The organism is Shewanella surugensis (assembly GCF_023284005.1).
GTDB lineage: Bacteria > Pseudomonadota > Gammaproteobacteria > Enterobacterales > Shewanellaceae > Shewanella > Shewanella surugensis.
This window is the reverse complement of sequence record NZ_JAKIKS010000071.1, coordinates 1-20,945: the sequence shown is the minus strand read 5'-3', so window position 1 is coordinate 20,945 and position 20,945 is coordinate 1. Positions and strand designations below refer to the sequence as shown.

Annotated in this window: 17 protein-coding genes and 1 pseudogene; 9 read left to right on the top strand and 9 right to left on the bottom strand. The window is 39.7% G+C overall.

The genetic code is table 11. The annotated features are described in order from the left end of the window. Nucleotides 1-106 precede the first annotated feature (106 nt). On the bottom strand, nt 107-793 hold the full coding sequence (gene phoB / locus L2764_RS16585) for a phosphate regulon transcriptional regulator PhoB (protein ID WP_248941376.1): 687 nt from the start codon (nt 791-793) through the stop codon (nt 107-109). 192 nt (nt 794-985) lie between these two features. Further along, complete coding sequence (locus L2764_RS16580) at nt 986-1,912, bottom strand: porin (RefSeq protein ID WP_248941384.1); 927 nt, start codon at nt 1,910-1,912, stop codon at nt 986-988. Nucleotides 1,913-2,366: 454 nt separating this feature from the next. On the opposite strand from L2764_RS16580, the gene rdgC reads away from it, so the two are divergent. Next, nucleotides 2,367-3,275: a recombination-associated protein RdgC gene (gene rdgC, locus L2764_RS16575; RefSeq protein WP_248941375.1), complete on the top strand. Its 909-nt coding sequence runs from the start codon at nt 2,367-2,369 to the stop codon at nt 3,273-3,275. A gap of 136 nt (nt 3,276-3,411) precedes the next feature. Here rdgC and L2764_RS16570 read toward each other — a convergent pair whose 3' ends face one another. Further along, on the bottom strand, nt 3,412-5,214 hold the full coding sequence (locus L2764_RS16570; protein WP_248941374.1) for a M61 family metallopeptidase: 1,803 nt from the start codon (nt 5,212-5,214) through the stop codon (nt 3,412-3,414). Nucleotides 5,215-5,332: 118 nt separating this feature from the next. On the opposite strand from L2764_RS16570, the gene L2764_RS16565 reads away from it, so the two are divergent. The 6 genes and pseudogenes from L2764_RS16565 to L2764_RS16540 all read left to right on the top strand — a co-directional run bounded on the left by L2764_RS16565 (nt 5,333) and on the right by L2764_RS16540 (nt 11,980). Beyond that, a complete protein-coding gene (locus L2764_RS16565) occupies nt 5,333-7,450 on the top strand; it encodes a tetratricopeptide repeat protein (RefSeq protein WP_248941373.1) in 2,118 nt (705 codons plus the stop codon). A 112-nt stretch (nt 7,451-7,562) separates the two neighbouring features. After that, nucleotides 7,563-8,485 (top strand): annotated as a pseudogene (locus L2764_RS16560) (hypothetical protein); the annotation flags it as partial. A 24-nt stretch (nt 8,486-8,509) separates the two neighbouring features. Next, entirely contained in the window at nt 8,510-9,115 is a 606-nt protein-coding gene (locus L2764_RS16555; protein ID WP_376708439.1) for a GGDEF domain-containing protein, read from the top strand. Nucleotides 9,116-9,176: 61 nt separating this feature from the next. Continuing rightward, entirely contained in the window at nt 9,177-10,553 is a 1,377-nt protein-coding gene (gene ppnN / locus L2764_RS16550) for a nucleotide 5'-monophosphate nucleosidase PpnN (RefSeq protein ID WP_248941370.1), read from the top strand. 193 nt (nt 10,554-10,746) lie between these two features. After that, nucleotides 10,747-11,508: a flap endonuclease Xni gene (xni, locus tag L2764_RS16545; RefSeq protein ID WP_248941369.1), complete on the top strand. Its 762-nt coding sequence runs from the start codon at nt 10,747-10,749 to the stop codon at nt 11,506-11,508. An 85-nt stretch (nt 11,509-11,593) separates the two neighbouring features. After that, nucleotides 11,594-11,980, top strand: coding sequence for a DUF3192 domain-containing protein (locus L2764_RS16540; protein WP_248941368.1), 387 nt, complete (start codon nt 11,594-11,596; stop codon nt 11,978-11,980). 21 nt (nt 11,981-12,001) lie between these two features. On the opposite strand, the gene L2764_RS16535 is transcribed toward L2764_RS16540, so the two are convergent. Both L2764_RS16535 and L2764_RS16530 read right to left on the bottom strand, forming a co-directional pair. Continuing rightward, nucleotides 12,002-12,673, bottom strand: coding sequence for a GNAT family N-acetyltransferase (locus tag L2764_RS16535; RefSeq protein WP_248941367.1), 672 nt, complete (start codon nt 12,671-12,673; stop codon nt 12,002-12,004). Nucleotides 12,674-12,786: 113 nt separating this feature from the next. Further along, nucleotides 12,787-15,624, bottom strand: coding sequence for a S9 family peptidase (locus L2764_RS16530; RefSeq protein WP_376708438.1), 2,838 nt, complete (start codon nt 15,622-15,624; stop codon nt 12,787-12,789). Nucleotides 15,625-15,889: 265 nt separating this feature from the next. On the opposite strand from L2764_RS16530, the gene L2764_RS16525 reads away from it, so the two are divergent. Next, the gene (locus L2764_RS16525) at nt 15,890-16,897 is read left to right on the top strand and encodes an isocitrate dehydrogenase (RefSeq protein WP_248941366.1); all 1,008 of its coding nucleotides are present in this window, start codon (nt 15,890-15,892) and stop codon (nt 16,895-16,897) included. A 192-nt stretch (nt 16,898-17,089) separates the two neighbouring features. Here the strand turns inward: L2764_RS16525 and rlmM are convergent, their stop codons facing one another. The 4 genes from rlmM to L2764_RS16505 form a co-directional block, all read right to left on the bottom strand. Further along, nucleotides 17,090-18,172, bottom strand: coding sequence for a 23S rRNA (cytidine(2498)-2'-O)-methyltransferase RlmM (gene rlmM, locus L2764_RS16520; protein WP_248941365.1), 1,083 nt, complete (start codon nt 18,170-18,172; stop codon nt 17,090-17,092). A gap of 143 nt (nt 18,173-18,315) precedes the next feature. Beyond that, the gene (locus tag L2764_RS16515; RefSeq protein ID WP_248941364.1) at nt 18,316-18,702 is read right to left on the bottom strand and encodes a DUF423 domain-containing protein; all 387 of its coding nucleotides are present in this window, start codon (nt 18,700-18,702) and stop codon (nt 18,316-18,318) included. Nucleotide 18,703: 1 nt separating this feature from the next. Beyond that, nucleotides 18,704-19,369: an alpha/beta fold hydrolase gene (locus L2764_RS16510; protein WP_376708436.1), complete on the bottom strand. Its 666-nt coding sequence runs from the start codon at nt 19,367-19,369 to the stop codon at nt 18,704-18,706. 17 nt (nt 19,370-19,386) lie between these two features. Continuing rightward, nucleotides 19,387-20,298 carry a transcriptional regulator GcvA gene (locus L2764_RS16505; protein ID WP_248941363.1) on the bottom strand — a complete coding sequence of 304 codons (912 nt, stop codon included), beginning with the start codon at nt 20,296-20,298 and terminating at the stop codon, nt 19,387-19,389. Between the two features lie 353 nt (nt 20,299-20,651). Between L2764_RS16505 and L2764_RS16500 the strand changes: the two genes are divergently transcribed. Next, nucleotides 20,652-20,846 (top strand): hypothetical protein, encoded by a 195-nt coding sequence (locus L2764_RS16500; protein WP_248941362.1) that lies wholly within the window; start codon nt 20,652-20,654, stop codon nt 20,844-20,846. Nucleotides 20,847-20,945: the final 99 nt, after the last annotated feature.

Below are 20,945 nucleotides of genomic sequence, written 5' to 3'. Positions count from 1 at the left end.
CTGATGCGTCATTTAAAACAACAACTACAGCACAATACACTGTAATAATTAGCTTTAATTCAACTGATAATCTTAGTCACTTTACTCATTATAGTTGCCCACTTCATCATCTCGCAGAGAATCGATACCCTGCGCCCCGTACTGTCTGGATCAGCCTATCATGTCCTTCAAGCTGTATGGCTTTACGTAGCCGCCGAATATGAACATCAACGGTTCTATCTTCAACGTAAACATTCGTCCCCCAGACATTATCCAACAACTGTTCTCTGCTATACACACGTTCAAGGTGAGTCATAAAAAAATGCAGTAACCTAAATTCAGTTGGCCCCATTTCAATCACTTCTTCACCGACTGTCACTCTGTGACTCACAGGATCAAGTTGTAATCCTTGTACATCAATCGTATCTTCTAAACAGGTAGGGGCACTTCTTCGCATAACAGCTTTAATACGCGCGACTAACTCTTTGGGTGAAAAAGGTTTAGTAATAAAATCATCAGCCCCGACTTCCAATCCACGCACTTTATCCTCTTCTTCTCCACGTGCTGTTAACATAATGATTGGGATCTGGCGAGTAAACTCATCTTGGCGTAAACGCTTCGCTAATTGTATACCACTGCCTCCAGGAAACATCCAATCAAGCAAGACTAAGTCAGGGTAAGGTTCAGACAGTTTAGCTAATGCAGAATCATAGTCTTCTGCAGCAATAGTGTTAAAGCCGTGTTGCTCAAGTACAAAAGTTAGCATATCTCTAATCGCTAATTCATCTTCTACAATTAATATCCTTGCCGTCATAATTAATCTTCTATCAGTGAATTTTACCCGACTATTATTGGTCAATTTTATTACAAAAATATGAAATAACGTACGATTATTCTTTTTTAAAGCAATAATCTCATCTTTTTAACTTTACACTGTAACAAAGAAGGAGACCTATGCCTCCTTCTTTTATCTTACGCTATCGAATTAGATCGGCTTGAGATCACATTAGAACTTCTGCTCTATCCCGACTGCAAAATACTTATCAGTTTGCTTACCATTACCTGTATATTCTGAATCATAAGTACGATCAATCCAAAAGGCGAGTAGTTTCGTTGGCTTAGCCAGCTTATAATCAAATCCTGCCGCCCAAGATTGCCCAACTTCTTCCATGTCTTGATATTGTGCTTTAAGGGTAAAATCTTTAATGGGATAGGCCGCACTCAATAAATAACCATTATCACGGTCACCCGATACTGCACCACTGCTATCATAAGTCTCTTCTTGCTGTTGATACATCGCGCCGAGCTTTAGTTTCATGATTTTAACTTGCGCTGTCGCACGAATAATTTCATAGCCTTTAATATTATCATCATAGGCAACAGAAGCATAAAACATCGTTTTCTTCAACGCTTTATCGCCGTAAAATGCCGCCACACTATAGCCATTTTCACCATATTGCTTCGCTTCGGCATCGGCAACATAAGTCGCTCCAATTCGAAAACCATTCATGTCTGGTGTTAAGTATGTCGCCGTTTGCGCCATGCGGTTTTGACCTTTAAACAAACGATCAATATCACCATCAAGATCATTGAATTGATCCACTTTACCTTCAGAGCGTTTAAAAATAGTCTCATTACGACCCACTGCCAGTGAACCAAAGTCCCCTCTTAAACCGACAAACTGATTTCGAGCGGTAAAGTTATCAGAGCTATCAGAGCTTGTATCCACTTTATATTCAATGGTATAAAAGGCTTGTAAAGAATCGGTAATTTGATAGCCGCCCTTCACCCCTAAACGTGACTGGTTACTTTGAATAGTATTACTGGTCTCGCTTGTTGCGTTATCCATATCATAAACATCATTATACTGAGCAGTAATATTAAGCTTGCCATATAGAATTAAAACATCATCGGATGCTTGCTGGCTTTGCATAGTATTACCACGCTCACTGTCAATATTGCCATATGATGTTTCAACATTACTTTTATTTTGATTTTGATTTTGATTTTGATTTTGATTTGTTGCATCATCAGCCTGGGCAGAGACCAAAGTGAGTGAAGCCAGCGTAGAAGCTAATAGTGTTTTATAAAAAACGTTCATCAATTCATCCTTTGGCGTATATTCGCCTTCGTTATTGGTTTTCAAGCGCTATAATGCAATCTTTATGTTGCATTTTTATTTCAATGTTAATCTTATGATGCATTTCAATTGATTTATGCCGATAAGATCACTAAAACGAAATAAAAAACAACCATTTTTGAAAAGTGTGAAAAGTGACAATTTTAAGACAACACAAAAAAGACGACGACAAGCCTTCGCCAGTGGTTTACCCGACTGCGGCAATGCCTTACACTGCGGGCTTTATTTTTGATTGAGCACTCAACTTATGTGGTTTAAAAACCTTACCCTTTACCGCTTCAATAAACCCTTTGATATTGATACTGAAAAAGTTGAAAAATCATTAGCAGATTTCACTTTTTCACCCTGTTCAAGTCAAGATATCAGTCAATTTGGTTTTTCTAATGCTTTAGGTAAATTAGGACAAGCCTTAGTGCATACAGCAGAAAATAGACATTTAATTTGCGCAACCAAAGAAGAAAAAATTCTACCTGCGCAAGTTATAAAGGAAGCGTTAGAGGACAAAGTTGCTCTCATTGAAACAGAAGAAAATCGCCAATTAGCCAAGAAAGAGAAAGATGCATTAAAAGATGACATCATCACCAGCTTACTGCCTCGCGCTTTTTCTCGACGCAGTCAAATTCATGCGTTAATTTTACCTGAAATCAACATGATTTTGGTTGATAGCAGCAGCGCTGCAAAAGCAGAAGAATTGTTAGCCTTACTCCGTAAAGCGCTGGGCAGCTTACCTATAATACCGCTAAGTTTTCAAGTTCCTATCGAAACTCAATTAACTCAATGGCTTAAAGATGAGACCGCCGCTCAAGGTTTTGAAATGCAAGATGAAGCTGAATTAAAAGCCGATTCTGATGAAGGGGGGATTGTTCGTTTTAAGCAACAAGATCTCAGTGAAAATGAAGTACTCGCCCACATTGAAGTCGGTAAACAAGTCCATAAACTGGCTTTGCATTTCGGGCAATCCATTGCATTTTTATTACAATCCGATGCTAGCCTAAAACGCCTTAAATTCTCTGAAGAATTTAGAGCAGAAAATGACGACGTGGGAGATGAAGATCCATTAACTCGCCTCGATGCTGACTTTGCATTAATGAGTTCAGAGTTAATCGCTTTAATGAATACACTCATCGCTGGACTGGGTGGAATCGAAGATAACTAGTTATCCATTTTCAGAATAAATTTCATACTCTTTAAAGTCATATTGATCTGATTCAATTATTCTTACTGAGTATTATAATGGCAACCTTTTAGGGGTTGCCATTATAATCTATCCTCAGGTTACTGCGGATAGATTATTAAAGTTTACTCCATGCACCTTTCTCATCAAAAGGCCACTGAATACCTAACCAAGCGGTAAAAAATGCCTTCTGCTCCTGAGTAGGAGAAGCGACACTTTTTAATTGTAAAGGCGCACTCTGCTGCTCTTTTAATCGTAAAGCAACCGACTTCAGCTGTTCTTCTTGAAACACGGTTAAGTTGATAATTTCCCCTACGTTAAAATCATTAAGCCGTTTTTCAACTCCTTCAGTGGTAATTTTCAACTCATTAATCGCCAGTAATTCATCACCGATGGACAGTCCCGCATTCCAAGCCGGGCTATCACGCAATACTTGTGTTAAGACTAAACTTCCCTCTTCTAGTACCATGCCAGCAAATGGCTTCATCTTCGGATCATAGCCATGATTCAATATTAAGCCCGCGTGTTTAAGTAGAGTATTAAAATCAAGCTGAACTGGGGATTCAACATATTTCGACCACCACTCTTGATAATCTTGACCCGATAATGTTTTTAAAATCGTTTTTACATCATCGACATCATAGGTTTTTGGTACTGAATGATGTTGATAAAGCTGACTATGAACATCTCGATAGGAGACAGCAAGCGACGTAGTATCCAATAGCGAAAAATCTAAAGCGAGTGATGTTAAATAGCCTTCAGAATAGATATTAACACTATTATTAATGGCGTAATCATCTCCAGTACTGACCCATTGATTGACACTCGCCTCAGCAACAGATTGCACTTTATTGCCAGGGGTAAGTTGACTGAGTGCTATCCGCTTCGCTAAGTCTTCAAAGAATTCTTGGGGAGTGATGATCCCCGCCCTTAATAACAATTGACTTCCAAAGTAACTTGTCGATCCTTCGGCCATCCACAGTAATTCGCTAAGCTTCTCATGCTGATAATCATATGGCACCAAACCTTTAGGACGATATGCTTTAACATTCCAAGTATGGATAAACTCATGAGCGGCCGTTTTGATAAAGCTAAGATAATCTTCACGTTCATTAAAACTAAACCGCGGTTTTTGAATAATGGTTGAATTAAGGTGTTCAGTCGCACCACTTTCACCGCTCGTGGCATGGACCATATAAAGATAACGTGAAAAAGGATACCCCTTCCAAATGACCTGTGCTTGACTGCTCAGTTTAGTCAAATCGGTCACTATGTTTTGCAGATCATAATTTCCCTGACCCCATACGACTAATTCATATTGCTTACCCTCCACCGAAAACTCTCGATATTGATTTAAGCCCGATTCAATAGGAGAATCCACTAACACGTTATAATTGGCAGCAACAAAATCATGCCCCCGCTCTCCTTTCTCCATCCCCGAATAACTCTTCCAGCCTGCCGGCACCGATAAACTCACATTCACTTTGTCACCCCGAAACTCTGGACTGTACATAAAGGTTCCCGATGCATCCAAAAAAGCATGCGTTGAGCTAATATGGTTCACTCTTTGGCCTAATAAATTAGCATGTAACTGATAAGAAATAGTCACTGATTCAGGCTCAGATAGCTCTATCTGCCACTCTCCACTGGCCGTTCTTTGCCACGGTAATAATTCACCTTGCTCATTTGACGCAGTGAATAAACGCACGTTATCCGCCAAGGGTAATATTTGATATTTCCCCGTACGCCAAATAGGTAAATTCACCTTCAATGCTGTGGATTTGGTTTTAGGAAATTGAATTTCCACTTTAGCCAAATGATGTTCAGGCTCGTTCACATCAATAGAATAGTTTACATCGGCATAAACAGGTAAGCAGAACAGTGGGATACAAAGGGATACAGATAAAGAGGACTTTTTCACTAAAACACCATTATGTTATTATTATTTATAATTAAAAAATAAAAGTATAACATTAGAATCAAGCATACTGGTATAATCAAAATAGAATCCCTGTAAGTGAATAAAGGCTAGCAGTTTTATGCGTTCCTTGTTGTTATTACTTCCCATTGCATTATTTTTATTTTCTTTTTCAGCGATCTCAGATGATGAATTTTCCAAAGAAGTGAGGTTAAGAGAAACCCCAAACCTTGTCTTACAAGAAACACTTGAAAGCCTACCCACCTCTTTTACTTTTCAAGATAAAATGGAATTTTCCAGATTAGTCAATGCTAGCCACTTAAATAATCAACAGCTGAAAAGTCAGCTCATGTTACTCGCTAGAGGCTATATGCTCGCCGATATCAAGGTTAACAATCGGTTTACTATTGCCAAAAATATCATTGATTCTCTTGAAGTCGTTATCGATACGCCCTTTGAAAAAAGTATGCTACTCATGCTCCAAGGTCGCTATATTGGCCGAGTTCAACAAGACTATTCATCAGCCATTCGCTTATATAAACAAGCCCTTGATCAAATTGGGCTACAAGCTTCCCCAAAAGAGCGCTTATTGAAATACATTCTGTATGAAGATTTAGGCCTCATGCATCGCATTATCAGACAAGATGATCTTTCTCTTTCATATTTGAATCAGTGTAAAACCTTGGCTTTTGCCATTGAAAACTCTTACTTAATCGTTCAGGCTGAAATTTATCTTGGTCGTTATCACCAAAAAAAGAAAGAATTAACGGAAGCATTAGAACATTTTACAGAGGCCATTGTTCTATCTGGGCAGGTCAAAATGCCAGCATTACGTGCTGAACTTTATATGCAAATCGCACGTGTTTATAAAAACTTAGCCCAATGGGATGATGCATTAAAATATACTCAAGAGGCCTCTGTCGTTTTTACTGAAATAAAAAAAGAACACAAGATTATTGCAGCCATCAGGCTCATGGCAATGATTTATTCAGAAAAAGGTCAATTGAACTACGCTATTGACTATCATTTAACCGCACTACAATCCGATATTCACTTGGGTAATCATATTGGCCAAGCCATTGATTACCATAACCTTGGTGAGGCTTATTTTCGAAATGAAGATTATAAAACAGCCTTTAGTTACTTGAAAAAAGCTGACATTATCTTTTCAGAAAAAAAAACAGATCACTATTTAGTGTATAACGACTTGCTATTAGCTGATGTGTCTCTCGCACTCAAAAAATACCCGATGGCGAGAAGATTTGCTATCAATGCTTATGATAAAGCCAACAAATTCAACTTGCTCGATGAAAAAAAACAAGCACTTCAACTTGAAATATCCATTTATAAGCACCTTAATGATTTTGCTCGTGCATTAACGGCACTTGAATCTTGGATCCAACTTGATTCAATCACCCCGATAGGAAAAAAGAATGATAGCCATTCTAATGCTATTCTTGCCCAGCAAAAACTGCAATCAACACTCTTTAAAGCAAAACATCTGCATAATACGGCCCCCCCTTTACAAACCCAATTTTACCTCTTCATTGGTACAGGAGTTGGACTACTCATTTTTATGAGCGTTGCTTATATAGGCCTATGGCGTAATCGTCAAAAATTGAAACACTTACTGACTCAACAATCTCAATACCTCAGCGTCGATCCTCTCGCGAATATTCCTGGTTATAGAGCCTTTATTTCAGCACTATCAAATACTAACCTCAATAAGCCCAGTAGTATCATATTGTGCTCGTTAACCGATCAGCTCAACGCAGACCTCAGCTTAGGCTTTCAAAATAATCGAACGTTACATCAGTCACAACATACTGCTATTGCCCATGCCCTCAATGCTAAAGTCTATCACATCCGATCTGGACTTTTTGCACTATTAATACCAAGCAATATTGATGCAAGCCATTGTATTAAAGTCATAAGAAACTGTATTAATGCGCATCAATGGCAAACGAGTTTACATATTGGATTATTAAACTTACCTCTACATGCTAATCCAGCCATAAAAATTGATATTGAAACTCACTTTGGTACCGCACAGATGATGCTTGCAGGCGCAATGAGCCTAGGCAAAGAGCAAGATTTTTACGTCACCATGACGACATTTGATTTTGCTCCCGCGACTATTTTTAGTTCGCCGCTTTATCAGCAGTTGAAACGGAATATAGAACGAGGGTTGATCAAAATTGAAACCAATGGCGATAAAAATAGTATTATTTGGCCCTAAAAATAATCAAGAAGGTACTTCTTCGTATCTTTAACCATTTTTGATTATCTATTAACAATAGATATTCCATCAAGAAATACATCCGCTTACTATAAGAATAAAAAGAGAGGATATGGCAATGAATAATAGCATAGAAAACAGCAGTATGAACACGTCATCAGACACCTTAACACCTACGTTAATAGCATTAGATATCAATCCAAAAAGTAATGACTATTTACAAACGCTGTTTCAATTTATCAATTATCTGAGCAAAGCCTGCAAAGGACTCAACCTTGAATTGGACAATAAACTGGCAAACTTACGTTTACTCTTTATTGACCCCAATAAAGTGCCACAATCATTTGCTGAATTAAGTAAAATTCAAACATTACTCAAACAGCATGATAGCCATATTAAGCTACAGTTAGAAGCCCATCGGGAACAACTGGTTAACTCTTTAAAGCAACTCGAAAAATACGATGCGATCACACACAAACAACAACACGAATTAATCCATTTTAAAAAAGCACTAAACACACCTTTTCATACATTTTTAGATTATATTCATCAATTAGAACAATTGATGGCCTTTTATGATGCAATCATCAATCATGACAATCAATCACAGCTAGATAATCAAATAACCTTTAGAACATTAGCCATAGAGCTGACTCAAATCATCTCTGAAATTCGCTTCCACCAGCATCAAACGGATAAAATTATCGAAATAAAAGAAATCCTATTGGGTCACTTTACATTAACAGATCTTTTATCCGCTTATTACAAGAAAACATTGATACCGACCAATCTGCTTCTCAAGCCTTTCTTTTTACGCTCGAAGATACTTTACTCGCCATGACTAACATAGCGGATAATACCCATGAACATACACAAAATCAGTATGCCAATAATACTGAACTCCATGACAGTATGTGTCATAAAGTCAACGCCATAGAAAATCATCTCATTCATATTGATGACATCGATGAGTTAAAGGTCAAACTGATTGAACAGGTTTCCAAACTGCATATTGAACTTAATCAAAAGCAAGCACAGGAAGCCCAATCCATTAAAGTGATGATCCGCTCTTTTGCTGCGATGAAAAAACAAATGGATGGATTACATACAGAAATAGCGATCTATAAACAAGGCTTGTTTGAACAACAGAAATTTAATTTAATCGATCCTTTAACCCAATTACCCAATAGAGCCGCATTAGAAGAACGTATGTCGCTTGAATTTCGTCATTATCAGCGGCATAAACAAGCACTTTGGGTTATCATTGCCGATATCGACCATTTTAAATCGATTAATGATAATTTTGGACATTCCACAGGTGATAAAACCCTGCAAGTCATTTCTATGGCCTTCAAAAATGCCCTTAATGGAAGTGAATTTGTCGCACGATTTGGCGGCGAAGAGTTTGTATTACTGATTCCGCAACTTTCAGTCAATCATCTTGATGTATTACTCAATCGCTTACGAAAAAAAATAAAAAATATCCCATTTAAATTCAAAAATCAGCAGATCACGGTTACAGTATCTATAGGTGCAGCAAAAATTTTAGAAAATGAAACCATACAAGATACATTCGAGCGAGCAGATGCTGCACTATACCGAGCCAAAAAAGAAAGCAGAGACAAGGTGATCATTGACTTACAAACAATAGCAACTTCAATATAATCCGTGTATTACATGGGATTGTTTGGAGATAATGATCATCAGTAACTGCTAAGGAGTTGCTATGATAGTTAGGATCAGTCCAAAAGGCAGTATGGAGCAGCTTTCACAATTGGAAGTTGCACGCCTAAAACAAAATGCACAAAGTGAGCTTTATCAACTGTATCGAAATTGCTCACTTGCCGTACTCGCATCCGGTATAAAATGTGATAATAGCCAAAAACTATTCAACCAATTCGAAGGTTTTAAAATCAATGTCCTGCAAAAAGAACGCGGGATTAAAATAGAGCTTATCAACCCACCCACCGCTGCATTTGTGGACGGTAAAATCATTGCCAGCATTCAAGAACATTTATTTTCTGTTCTCAGAGATATCATTTACCTCAATGATATCATTTACCTCAATGATAAGTTTGCACAGTTAGATCATATTGATCTCACTCATTCCGATCACATTACCAACTCAGTATTTGATATTTTACGTAACGCCCACGCTATGCCTTTGTTTGATCCTAATATTGTGGTGTGTTGGGGCGGACACAGTATTAATAATACAGAATTTCAATATACTAAAGCCGTCGGACACGAATTAGGCCTCAGAGAACTCGATATTTGTACAGGATGCGGCCCAGGCGCAATGGAAGGTCCAATGAAAGGCGCAACGGTTGGCCATGCAAAGCAACAGGTCAACCATGCTCGCTATATAGGCTTAACGGAACCTAATATCATTGCCGCCGAGCCACCAAATCATATCGTCAATGAGCTGGTGATTTTACCTGATATTGAAAAACGTCTAGAAGCTTTTGTTCGTTTAGGTCATGGATTTATTATTTTTCCAGGCGGCGCAGGCACGACAGAAGAATTACTCTATTTATTAGGGATATTGCTGCATAAAGATAACCAAGACTTACCTTTTCCACTCATTTTAACTGGCCCTAAAGAAAGTGCTGACTACTTCACTCATGTCGATGCCTTTATTGGTGCCACGCTTGGAAAAGAGGCGCAAGATAAATACCAGATCATTATCGATAATCCGGCTGAGGTCGCTATGATCCAAAAAGAAGGCATGGAAACAATAAAGAAATTTAGAAAGAAAATAGGTGATTCTTATCAATATCATTGGACACTAAAAATCAATCCTGAATTTCAATTCCCCTTCCAACCTACCCATGAAAACATGGCGAAATTAGATCTTCATTTTCAATCAGATAAAGCAAAACTAGCCGCTAATTTGCGCCAAGCCTTTTCCGGTATTGTGGCCGGTAATGTGAAAATGGAAACCGTGAATAGTATTGAAAAACAAGGCCCCTTCCAATTAAAAGGCGATCCCAAACTGATGATATTAATGGATACCTTACTTTCTGCATTTGTCGAGCAGCAAAGAATGAAGCTGGCAGGTACACTTTATGTGCCTTGTTATGATATTACCCATGGCCATTAAAGGAATAGTTGATGTTACAAACAAGATAGCCACATAAGATAAAGTCTCCTCAAGTAACTTGAACATAGCCAATTCAGATTACTTGAGGATGACAAGATGAAAATGACAAGATGAAAATATTGCAAACTATTGATATAATCAATAAAGCAACACAAGACAACTCCCCCTTTCACTCAAATCGATGACAACACTAATGAATGTATTTTTAATCATTGATGGTATGAATCTCGTTAGGCGTATGCATGCAGCGCAACCAGATGAAACCAATATTGATGGATTACAAGAGCAAATTAATCGTTCTTGCCAAAAGCTCATTCGATTCCATCAACCCACTCATGTCTCAATTGTTTGGGATGGTAAAGCCATGTCATGGCGCAAACGCCTATTCGAAGATTATAAGAAAGGCCGTAAGCCTATGCCAGATGCACTTGACAAAGGGCTACCCAATATAAAATCCTACTTACAAGCTCATCATATTCAGTCTATTGATGCCCTAAGTGAAGCTGATGATGTGATTGCAACATTAGCCACTAAATTAACGCAAGCACAAGGGAAGGCGATTATCGTCTCCACAGACAAAGGCTTTAATCAATTAACGCACCCCCATATTCAACTTTGGGATCATTTTAATAAAACCTTTTTAACGCTTGAAGCCAGAGAAGAAAAATTGGGTGTCGAGCGAACTCAATTTTTAGACTATCTCGCCTTAGCAGGAGACAGCGGCAATAAAATTCCAGGTGTGCCTGGCATCGGTCCAAAATCAGCCTCTGAACTATTAAAAACCTTCCGAACCTTAGGTAATATTTATCGTTCCCTCGATGAAATAGGCACAAAACAGGCACAAAAATTAGCGACAGGTAAGACCTTAGCCAGACTCAGTTATAAACTCATTCAATTGCAAACTGATCTCCCGCTGAATGTGAATCTAAATCAATTTAGACTCGCGCCCAAATAGGCATTCACTTTAGTGCCGTGAAGCTTTACTGTTCGAAAAGATCACAGTATATTAATTCAAAAAATATCAGGGATGGTTAACACAAATGAAATCAAAATTGCCGCTGTTTATTGGTAGCCTCTTTAGTGTATATTTACTCTTTGTCGCGTTTGTCGTCATTGCCTATGAACCTATCGCCGATGATAAAGATTGGCAAGACAGACAAGCCTACAACTTACATCACATCGCGCAGCTCTCTTTAGGCAGTGATATCACGCAGATCAGAACAACATTAGGCGTTGCCGATTATTCTGAAGCAAAACTCTCAAAAGAAATCGCCATGCAAGTGCTATTTTATCGCACTCAACACAGTCTATCAGATGGCATCACCACCAAAGATGAGTGTACGCCATTATTGTTTAAAGCTGGAAAACTCATAGCTTGGGGGAAAACAGCATACCAGCAGTTTTTGAGCTTGAATGTGGACACCTAAGTCGCACTCATAATATTCTCTCTATGGCGCTGATTTATTATTTATTTTTGACGTTAAAACATGATCTTGCCACTTTCCTGCAATGTGTAAATAATCACGTGCTAGGCCTTCTTTTTCAAAACCCAATTTGTTAAGCAATACTGCACTTTTAGTATTGGCAGGAAGATAGTTCGCCATTATGCGATGTAGCTTTAACTCATCAAAAGCATATGCTATCGACGCTGCTAACATCTCTTGCATGTAACCTTGCTCTTGATAGGCTGCGGCTAAAGAATAACCTAAATGGCAGGCTTGAAAAGGACCTTGAATAATATTAGTAAAATTACATACGCCAATCACTTTAGCATCAAGGCTTAAACTCAATAAGCCTTGATTCAAGCGATTTGTCGAGCTCACATCCTGATGTTGAAATGCGACCCAATGCACAGCCTTCTCTTGAAAGTAAGCCCGTAAATTATCGTTCAGTCGTGTTTGTATATTAGCATCGATAAAATAATCGACTGAACGCTTCGGTTCCCACGGAGCAAGGTGAGACTGATTATCTTGATAATAAGCGGCCAACAATGCATATTGCTCAGGCAACAATAACGTAAGATACAATCTAGCCGTTTTTAAAATAGGCAGAACTTCAACATGAGTATGACTTTTCACCTCGGTGTTTACATTCTGGTTTATAGATAATCCTTCTGACACTACCGCCTCTCCTTGATTAAATTTTATGACTGACAATATTGACCATGGCCAATACAGCTCGATAGAATGATCAAGCTGCTATGTGGGTGTGATAAAAAAAAGCGAATGGCTCGCTAGTCTCTTTGATACTCTTGGTACGCTTCCCCTTGCATTATCCATTCAGGAGCCGGTTTTTCTTTCAAATAATGGTCAAAATACGCCATCATACGCAGACTATAGTCGACTTTATTAGGGTATTTTTTCAAATGATGTGGCTCATCTTTATATTGTAAAAATACCACAGGTTTACCTAACCGACGCATAGCCAAATACATTTCAATCCCTTGCTCCCAAGGCACTGCTTCATCTTTATCACCAAACATTAACATCAAAGGTGTTTGAATTTTATCGGCGTAAAACACCGGCGAGTTCTCGACATAATCCAGCGGCGCTTGATACAGGCTTTTACCGATCCGGCTCTGTCCTGTTTCATATTGAAATTGCCTTGCCAGTCCCGTCCCATGTCGAATACCACTATAAGCACTGGTCATATTAGACACAGGTGCACCCGAAACTGCGGCCTTAAATAAAGGCGTTTGTGTGATGACGTATGCAGTTTGATATCCAGCCCAAGAATGACCTTGTAGGCCTATCGCATCCGGTTTAGCCAGGCCCATATCAATCAAATGTTGCACCCCCGAAGTTAACGCACGTACCGAGGCATCACCGGGACGGCCAATTTCAAAACGAATATCGGGTAAAAAGATCCCATAGCCATTATCGGCAAACCAAGCAAAGTTAGGTCTGTGATTCAATTTCATATCAGGAAAAACATGTAACCTATCACTCATAAAACGATAGAAATACACAATAACGGGGTAGGATTGACCTTCAACATAGTGGCTGGGTTTAATAAAGACCCCATCAAGTGGTTGTCCATCTCCATTCGTCCAATGCACTAATTCAGCTTGCCCCCAAGCAAGGCGACGTTTTTGGGCATCAAAGTCGGTTTGCTTCACATTGATTTGCGGTGACAACATGTTCGAAGTATACAGATCAGGAAATAAATCATAGCGCTGTTTTGAATAAACCAACCTATCAGCATCTTTACTTTGAGCCAAAGCGGTCAACTTATAATCACCCGACATCAGCGTCTTAACCCCCTTCTGGCTCACTTTTGCTACATAGAAGCCATCCCCTTTTGTCTGTTCATTATAGCCATGCAATAGAATGGGCTCATCTTTCACTAAGGTTTGAGGTAACTGGGTCTCATCCTTTACATCCACTAATCGATACTGAATTTTTTGCTCTCGCCCCTCTCCTGCGGTTAACATCAACCCAGTATGAGAATCGCTATTAAACTGCCAAATATCATATTTATCATAAACCAGCACTGCCGAATCATCAGCTAGCCATGGACCAAAACCATAATTAGGCGCATTAGAAGGATAATCATGATCTTCATCAGCAAAAGGCACCTTTAATTGGCTGGTTAAATTAAACCGCTTTATCTTAACAATGTCATATAAAAATACGTTGCCTTGCTGATAATAAAGTATCCATTTTTCCTTCGGTGATAAGCTCGGCACTTGCTCACTGGGTTGCTGCGTCAATATACGTTGTTTATGGCCCGTATTAAGATCCACTAGATAAAAATCACGATAAAATCCAGCCCAAGTGATCATCTTACGATAGGGCAAATCTGAACTGGCCAACACGTAACGTTTCGCTGCTAATAGGCTTGCAGTGAACGGCGTTTCCTCCAGATCCGTTTGCGCTAAATCTGGTACCTTTTGATCGGATAATTGGACTAACTGATGACTTTTTAAATGTAACACAGCCAGATAGTTACGCGTTAACTCTTTATCATATTCCTTTATTTCGTGAGGCTTAATACGCTCATCATCGCCTTGCCACACCACTAAATCTCGTTGCTGGCGAAGCATCTCAATATTAAATAAATCTTGCTGTGTTGCAACAGACTTTAACATCGGTTCAGGAGCGACTTGCGGGACTCGCCCCAGAAATAAGCGCTGACTGTCTGTCGAGAACTGCAATGCACTATAGCGATTTAGGGTCCAATGATCTTTATTTGCATCAGTTATTAACGTTATGGTTTTCAGTTTTCTATCCATAATGGATAACGCATATTCACGGCCAAATGGGGGCACTTCAGCCTCTCCCCATGTCCAAGAAAAATATTGACCATTATCACTCAATGCAACATGACCTATCTGCTTGTTGCTTGAAGACTTAACAACTTGAAGCTTCAGTGCCGCTAAATCCACCAATCCAACTTGATGAAATTGATGCGTGATATCATTTTGAGCAACCGCTAATGTGTGCCCTTGTTTATCGAATCTGAAGGCCGACACATGATCGATGGTCAGTCTCTGCCCTGTCATCAAGTTCAATAAAAGCAATGAACTGCCTTTATCAAATTCATTGACCTCTAACGATAACGAATGAGCTTCTTTATCTTCTGCTGGTGATTTATCTTGCTTTGGATTAAACCACAGCGCGAAAGATGAGCCTTGCTCATTAAACTCAGCCTGCTTAACATCGTCAAACTGTGTTATTTGACCCGTCACCGTATCCAATAAAATCAATCCAGAGGGTAATTTTTCTTTTTTAGCCTTAGGCGTCGTTTCGAGTAGCCATAATGTCGGCGGTTTTTCGGCCAGCACAAAACGCCCATCATGGCTTATTCTTGGCTTTATGCCACCTGCTAAAGTAAAAGACTGCTGCGTGTTAATGTTTTTAACTAAAACATGACTGTCACCTCTATCGGGCTTCACTTCAACGGCCAGAATGACGCCATCATCTGAAATAACGGGTTTATCCAGTGCTTCAAACCCCATTATCTCACTTGGCGTGACTCTTTGAGCCGCTGCCTGTCCCCATAAAGGAAGCGCTATCAGGGAAATCAGTACAAAAAAATGCATTATTGGTGACTTCAATGTCTTCTCCATTATTATTGTTGTTATTTTCAACTAAAATGAACTCATGCCCTCAAGCAAGACTCATCAGCTTTAGGATACCTAGCAGATAATCCATCATTAATCACTTTCAATAAATGATTATTTGCTTATAAAATGTGATTTTACTCACTATTTCCTGTAAAAGTAAGACGAAAGTCGTTAAAATATCGAAGACCTTAAAAAATTTAAATCGCTAGTCTGTGTCTTCATACACTGACCGATATTAGCAGTAGCGCCTAAGGGCGGTAGGATTAACATGACAAAAAGAACCATTACGGTGATCCCAGGTGACGGGATTGGACCGAGTATCATAGACTCAGCTATCAAAATTCTTGATAAGGCTGGTTGTAACTTCGAATATGAATTCGCCGATGCAGGCTTAACGGCACTTGAAAAGCACGGCGAACTCGTGCCACAACGCACCTTAGATTTAATTGAAAAAAATCGTATCACATTAAAAGGGCCCCTGACCACGCCTGTCGGTGGCGGTTTTACCTCTATTAATGTCAGCTTGCGTAAAAAGTTCTGTTTATATGCTAACGTTCGCCCAGTGAAGTCTTTTAAGGGCACTCAAGCCCGTTACGAAGATATTGATATCATCACTGTGCGTGAAAATACTGAGGGTATGTATTCAGGTCTAGGGCAAACTCTTTCTGAAGATGGTTCAACGGCCGAAGCGACCAGTATTATTACGCGTAAAGGTGCAGAACAAATCGCCACTTTTGCTTATGAGTTAGCACGTAAAGAAAAGCGTAAAAAAGTCACTATCGTTCATAAAGCCAATATCATGAAGTCTACATCAGGCTTATTTTTAAAAGTGGCTCGTGAGGTTAGCGAACGCTACCCTGATATAATCACCGAAGAGATGATCGTTGATGCGACGTGTATGAAACTGGTCATGAACCCTGAAAACTTTGATGTGATTGTGACCACTAATTTATTTGGTGATATCTTATCGGATCTTTGTGCTGGGCTGGTCGGTGGTTTAGGCATGGCTCCTGGCGCGAATATTGGTCGTGATGCGGCGATATTTGAAGCCGTTCATGGTAGTGCACCTGATATTGCGGGTAAAAACTTAGCCAACCCAACATCGGTTGTATTAGCTTCTATTCAAATGTTGGAATATTTAGGCATGGCTGATAAAGCCGAGCTTATTCGCAGTGCGATTTCAGCCGTGATTGCTGAAGGCGACCGTACCACACGCGATTTAGGCGGTACCCATGGCACAACCGACTTTACTCAAGCGGTTATCGAACGTCTTTAAGCCTGATACGCTGAATATCATCAACGCATAAAGTCATGACAAAAAAAGCCTCAAGTTTAACTTGAGGCTTTTTTATTTGCTTCTAATCACTTCAATGAAATCATTTCAGTCAAAACTGAAAATACTGCCCGGTGTACGTCATAAATAGGCTCTCACACAAATTGATTAAAGCAAGCAATAGCAAGGTTCATTCTAGTGCGCAGAATTAGGACGCAAACACAAGTGTACTGTCACTTCATCACGATCATGATAAAGGTGCTTGCAGGCCACGCTAAAATCAGTGATGTCATTTTCTTTTAATATCTCTGATAATGTCGATAAAATCACACTCACTTCTTTATAACGGCTTTTCATTGGCAACTTAAGGTTAAAAATAGCTTCTTTAAACCAGCCATTAATTGCCCATCCTTCAATGAGTTCTGCGACTCGTGAAGGCTTTTCCACCATATCACATACCAACCAATATATATTCTTTCTTGGCGGTTCAAACCTGAAACCATCCGCTTGGTAATGCTTTACTTGCCCCGTTTCCATCAACGCTTCATCCATAGGGCCATTATCAACTGCCGCAACAAACATCCCGCGGCGCACTAATTGATAAGTCCAGCCACCTGGACACGCCCCTAAATCAACGGCATTCATGCCACTGCTTAAACGGGTTTCTTGCTCTTCTTTTGGGATGAAATGCCCAAAAGCTTCATCTAACTTTAACGTAGAACGGCTCGGTGCATCAGAGGCTATCTTCAGCCTTGGGATCCCCATAAAATAAGGAGAGCTATTCTGACTCAAGGAATACCCCACATAAGCGGTGCCCGATGCGACGAAACAAACATGAATAATAGGACGTTTAGGGTTTTCTTTCGCCAGTAAACGCCCTGATTTTTTCAATGCTTGACGTAAAGGAACCGTAAACTTACGACAAAAAGCTGAACGCTCTTTCGCTTCATTGGTATCAGGCGTCTCCACTCTCAACTCACCCGCTTTACTCACACCCGATAACGCCTCGACAATCGGCGTGGCTCTATCTGTTTCGGGTAAATGAGTCAGTAACTCTTTTGCGGCAAACATTTGACGCGCAAAAATCAATGAATCTAAAGTAATTTTTTTAGCCAAAACATCAGCATCGCCTTTATTAAAACATTGGAAAATGACATAAGCGTCATTGTTCTTTGTTTTTACAAATCCACCGATACTTAACAGATCGGCACGATCTTGAATTTCTGCCGCACACTCTTTCTCATAGCCTGCACGGCAAAATAAAAATAGGTTTATCATTAGGCTTCCTGAACATGATCAATATGACCATCAATAATTGCTCGCTATTTTACACTGTATCTATTCACTTGGGTATAAGAGCCTGTGTACTGTTATGCTAAGCTAACTCGTTAATCAAGCTGGTGACTTAACCTGAACTCGGTTTACTTAAACTCATTCACTCTATTACGCCATACCGCAACAGCAATCAATAACCAACCGAGTAAAAAAGATAACCCTCCCAAAGGCGTCACCGCCCCAAGCCAAGCGTTTTGTGTCAACGCATAGGCATACAGCGATCCAGAAAAAAGCACGATCCCCAGCAAAAAGAGGTAACCGGCCCAATCCAATACTTTTGACGGTAGCCAATGTCCGGCAAAAGCCACCGCAATCAGAGCAAAGGTATGATAAAACTGATACTCAACCCCGAGATTAAAGATACGGATCATCTCAACAGAGGCCATATCTTTTAAACTATGTGCGCCAAAAGCACCTAGAGAAACGGCCATAAAACCACTTAAACCCGCTAATAATAAAAAACCACTGCGCATCTTAACTCCCCTTAATCTTTTCTATAAATTGCTGACAATGTGCTATCGCCAACGCCATATTGGCTTCAAGAGTTAACCCTGAGGCTTTTCGAGGTTTAAAACTATGATCGCCATCCGTTAACCAATGTACATTGACCTTTTCCATTTCTGGCCAAGTGTTAACCGCTCCTTTATTGCCAAATTTATCCCTTTCTCCTTGTACAACCAGCAATGGCGCTGCACATTCCACAATAGGGGCTAATCTTGGATCGCCACCTTTTAAGGGAATGAACGGATAGCCTAAACAAATGACCCCATCCACTGACGTATCAGCCGCCACTATCGCTGACATTCGTCCGCCCATGGACTTGCCCATTAAGATCACTTTTTTCGGACAAAACTTATTTTTTAATAACTTAATTTGTTGATTAAAATCAAGTATGATTTTCACGGCTCTGTCTGGTGGTCGTCTTTTACCATCGAGTACATTCGCCCGCATATAGGGGAAATTAAACCGCACCACTTGCACATCATTCGCTCCAACGCCTTGTGCCAGCTGCTCCATAAACTCAGAATGCATATTGGCACCCGCACCATGGGCAAAGATGACCAACACATCGCAACCGGAGCCATTGACAAGGTATTCGATATCAGCCTCAATGACACTATTCACTATTACATCATTCACTATTAATTCTTTATCCTTTATCCGGGTAATAATTCACTGCGAGATTCCTCTTCGAACATGCCGAGCATCCATTCTCTAAATGCCGTTATTTTACCCACCTCGGCCTGACTTTGTTCACACACTAGATAATAGGCATTTTTGCTCACAAGCACATCAGGAAAAGGACAAATGAGCCGTCCAGCTTTAATATCGGGACTGGCTAATACACTGTAACCTAACGCAACACCTTGTCCATACGCCGCCGCTTGTAATACTAATGAAGAATGGCTAAAAATAGGGCCTTGATTGACATTAATATCGGTAACCCCCGTTTGCTTAAACCACGCTTGCCAATCTTGGCGGCTGGCATCATGCAATAAGGTATGAAGTTTTAAATCTGCAGGGGTATTAAGCGGTTTAGGCCCTTTGAGTAACATCGGGGAACAAACAGGGATCAGCACTTCGTTGCGTAATTTATCCGCCAGCACTCCCGGCCAGTGGCCTTGCCCGTAATAAATCGCCACATCCACATCATCGTTAAGTGAGCTCTGCTCATTATCAACCGCTTTTATTCGTACATCGATATCGGGGTTTTTCTCGCTAAACTTGGCTAATCTAGGCACTAACCATTGAATAGCAAAACTAGGGGAAGTACTCACGGTTAATGATCCTATGGCACTTCTTGCTAATAAACGGTCGGTCGCTGCAGATAACTGTACAAAGAGATCTTTTATATCTAAAAAATAACTCTGACCTTCTTCCGTTAATAACAAGGACCGGTTCTTTCGGCGAAACAGTTTTAGTCCCAAAAACTCTTCTAAAGCCTTTATTTGGTGACTTACCGCGGCCTGTGTCACAAACAATTCTTCTCCTGCTCGGGTAAAACTTAACTGCCTTGCTGCGGCTTCAAATGCTTTCACCGCATTCAGCGGCGGTAGTCGTTTTGCCATAGTGATCAAGCTCTCATTTTTGGATTAGTTTTTCTAATCCTAATTGTTACATTTTATCCTTTGTAAAATCCAGTTTTTTTGTGTAAATTTCGCGCTATCGCAATGACTGCAAACATTACCCTTTTTAAATAGGGTAATGCATTTTATATACGATACCCATGATACTTCAAGATGCAAGATTCAGCTGGAATGAAAAGCCTTTTAGACAAAGCTTTGAACAGAGCGCCTAGTGATTTTAAGCCAATGTTCAGTAACGCAGTATAAGACGCTTTTTAACCCGCCCTTTGGCAATGCGTAAAAGTACCGACTTCTGTGTTGCATCATCTTAAAAGGCAATAAGCATTGCTACAATAATGCGCCTTGAATTACGCCCTTTTACGCACTCTGAAAACAGGCATCTTGAAGTATCACGGGTATTACTGGAAGGCGAAGTAAAAATGTTATCTCTAAAAAAACAATTTGTCATTATTTCTCTGTTTGCTGCATTTTTATCAAGCAGCATCCAAGCCAATGACACCTTAATGAATACCAGCGAGCTAAGTGCTTAACTAAAAGTTATCGTATATTTTGACGGATAATTATCCATGATGTTTTTTACACTCTCTTTGAGTGCATCAAAAGTGATAAAATCATGGCAAGATAACCAT

Excerpts from the sequence above, each read along its gene's own strand:
- L2764_RS16540 (WP_248941368.1), top strand. The coding sequence starts at position 11,594 with ATGAAATCAAAATTGCCGCTGTTTATTGGTAGCCTCTTTAGTGTATAT.
- ppnN (WP_248941370.1), top strand. The coding sequence starts at position 9,177 with ATGATAGTTAGGATCAGTCCAAAAGGCAGTATGGAGCAGCTTTCACAA.
- L2764_RS16580 (WP_248941384.1), bottom strand. The coding sequence starts at position 1,912 with ATGCAAAGCCAGCAAGCATCCGATGATGTTTTAATTCTATATGGCAAG.
- L2764_RS16530 (WP_376708438.1), bottom strand. The coding sequence starts at position 15,624 with ATGGAGAAGACATTGAAGTCACCAATAATGCATTTTTTTGTACTGATT.
- L2764_RS16565 (WP_248941373.1), top strand. The coding sequence starts at position 5,333 with ATGCGTTCCTTGTTGTTATTACTTCCCATTGCATTATTTTTATTTTCT.
- L2764_RS16555 (WP_376708439.1), top strand. The coding sequence starts at position 8,510 with ATGATCCGCTCTTTTGCTGCGATGAAAAAACAAATGGATGGATTACAT.
- L2764_RS16500 (WP_248941362.1), top strand. The coding sequence starts at position 20,652 with ATGCGCCTTGAATTACGCCCTTTTACGCACTCTGAAAACAGGCATCTT.
- rlmM (WP_248941365.1), bottom strand. The coding sequence starts at position 18,172 with ATGATAAACCTATTTTTATTTTGCCGTGCAGGCTATGAGAAAGAGTGT.
- phoB (WP_248941376.1), bottom strand. The coding sequence starts at position 793 with ATGACGGCAAGGATATTAATTGTAGAAGATGAATTAGCGATTAGAGAT.
- rdgC (WP_248941375.1), top strand. The coding sequence starts at position 2,367 with ATGTGGTTTAAAAACCTTACCCTTTACCGCTTCAATAAACCCTTTGAT.
- xni (WP_248941369.1), top strand. The coding sequence starts at position 10,747 with ATGAATGTATTTTTAATCATTGATGGTATGAATCTCGTTAGGCGTATG.
- L2764_RS16525 (WP_248941366.1), top strand. The coding sequence starts at position 15,890 with ATGACAAAAAGAACCATTACGGTGATCCCAGGTGACGGGATTGGACCG.
- L2764_RS16515 (WP_248941364.1), bottom strand. The coding sequence starts at position 18,702 with ATGCGCAGTGGTTTTTTATTATTAGCGGGTTTAAGTGGTTTTATGGCC.
- L2764_RS16505 (WP_248941363.1), bottom strand. The coding sequence starts at position 20,298 with ATGGCAAAACGACTACCGCCGCTGAATGCGGTGAAAGCATTTGAAGCC.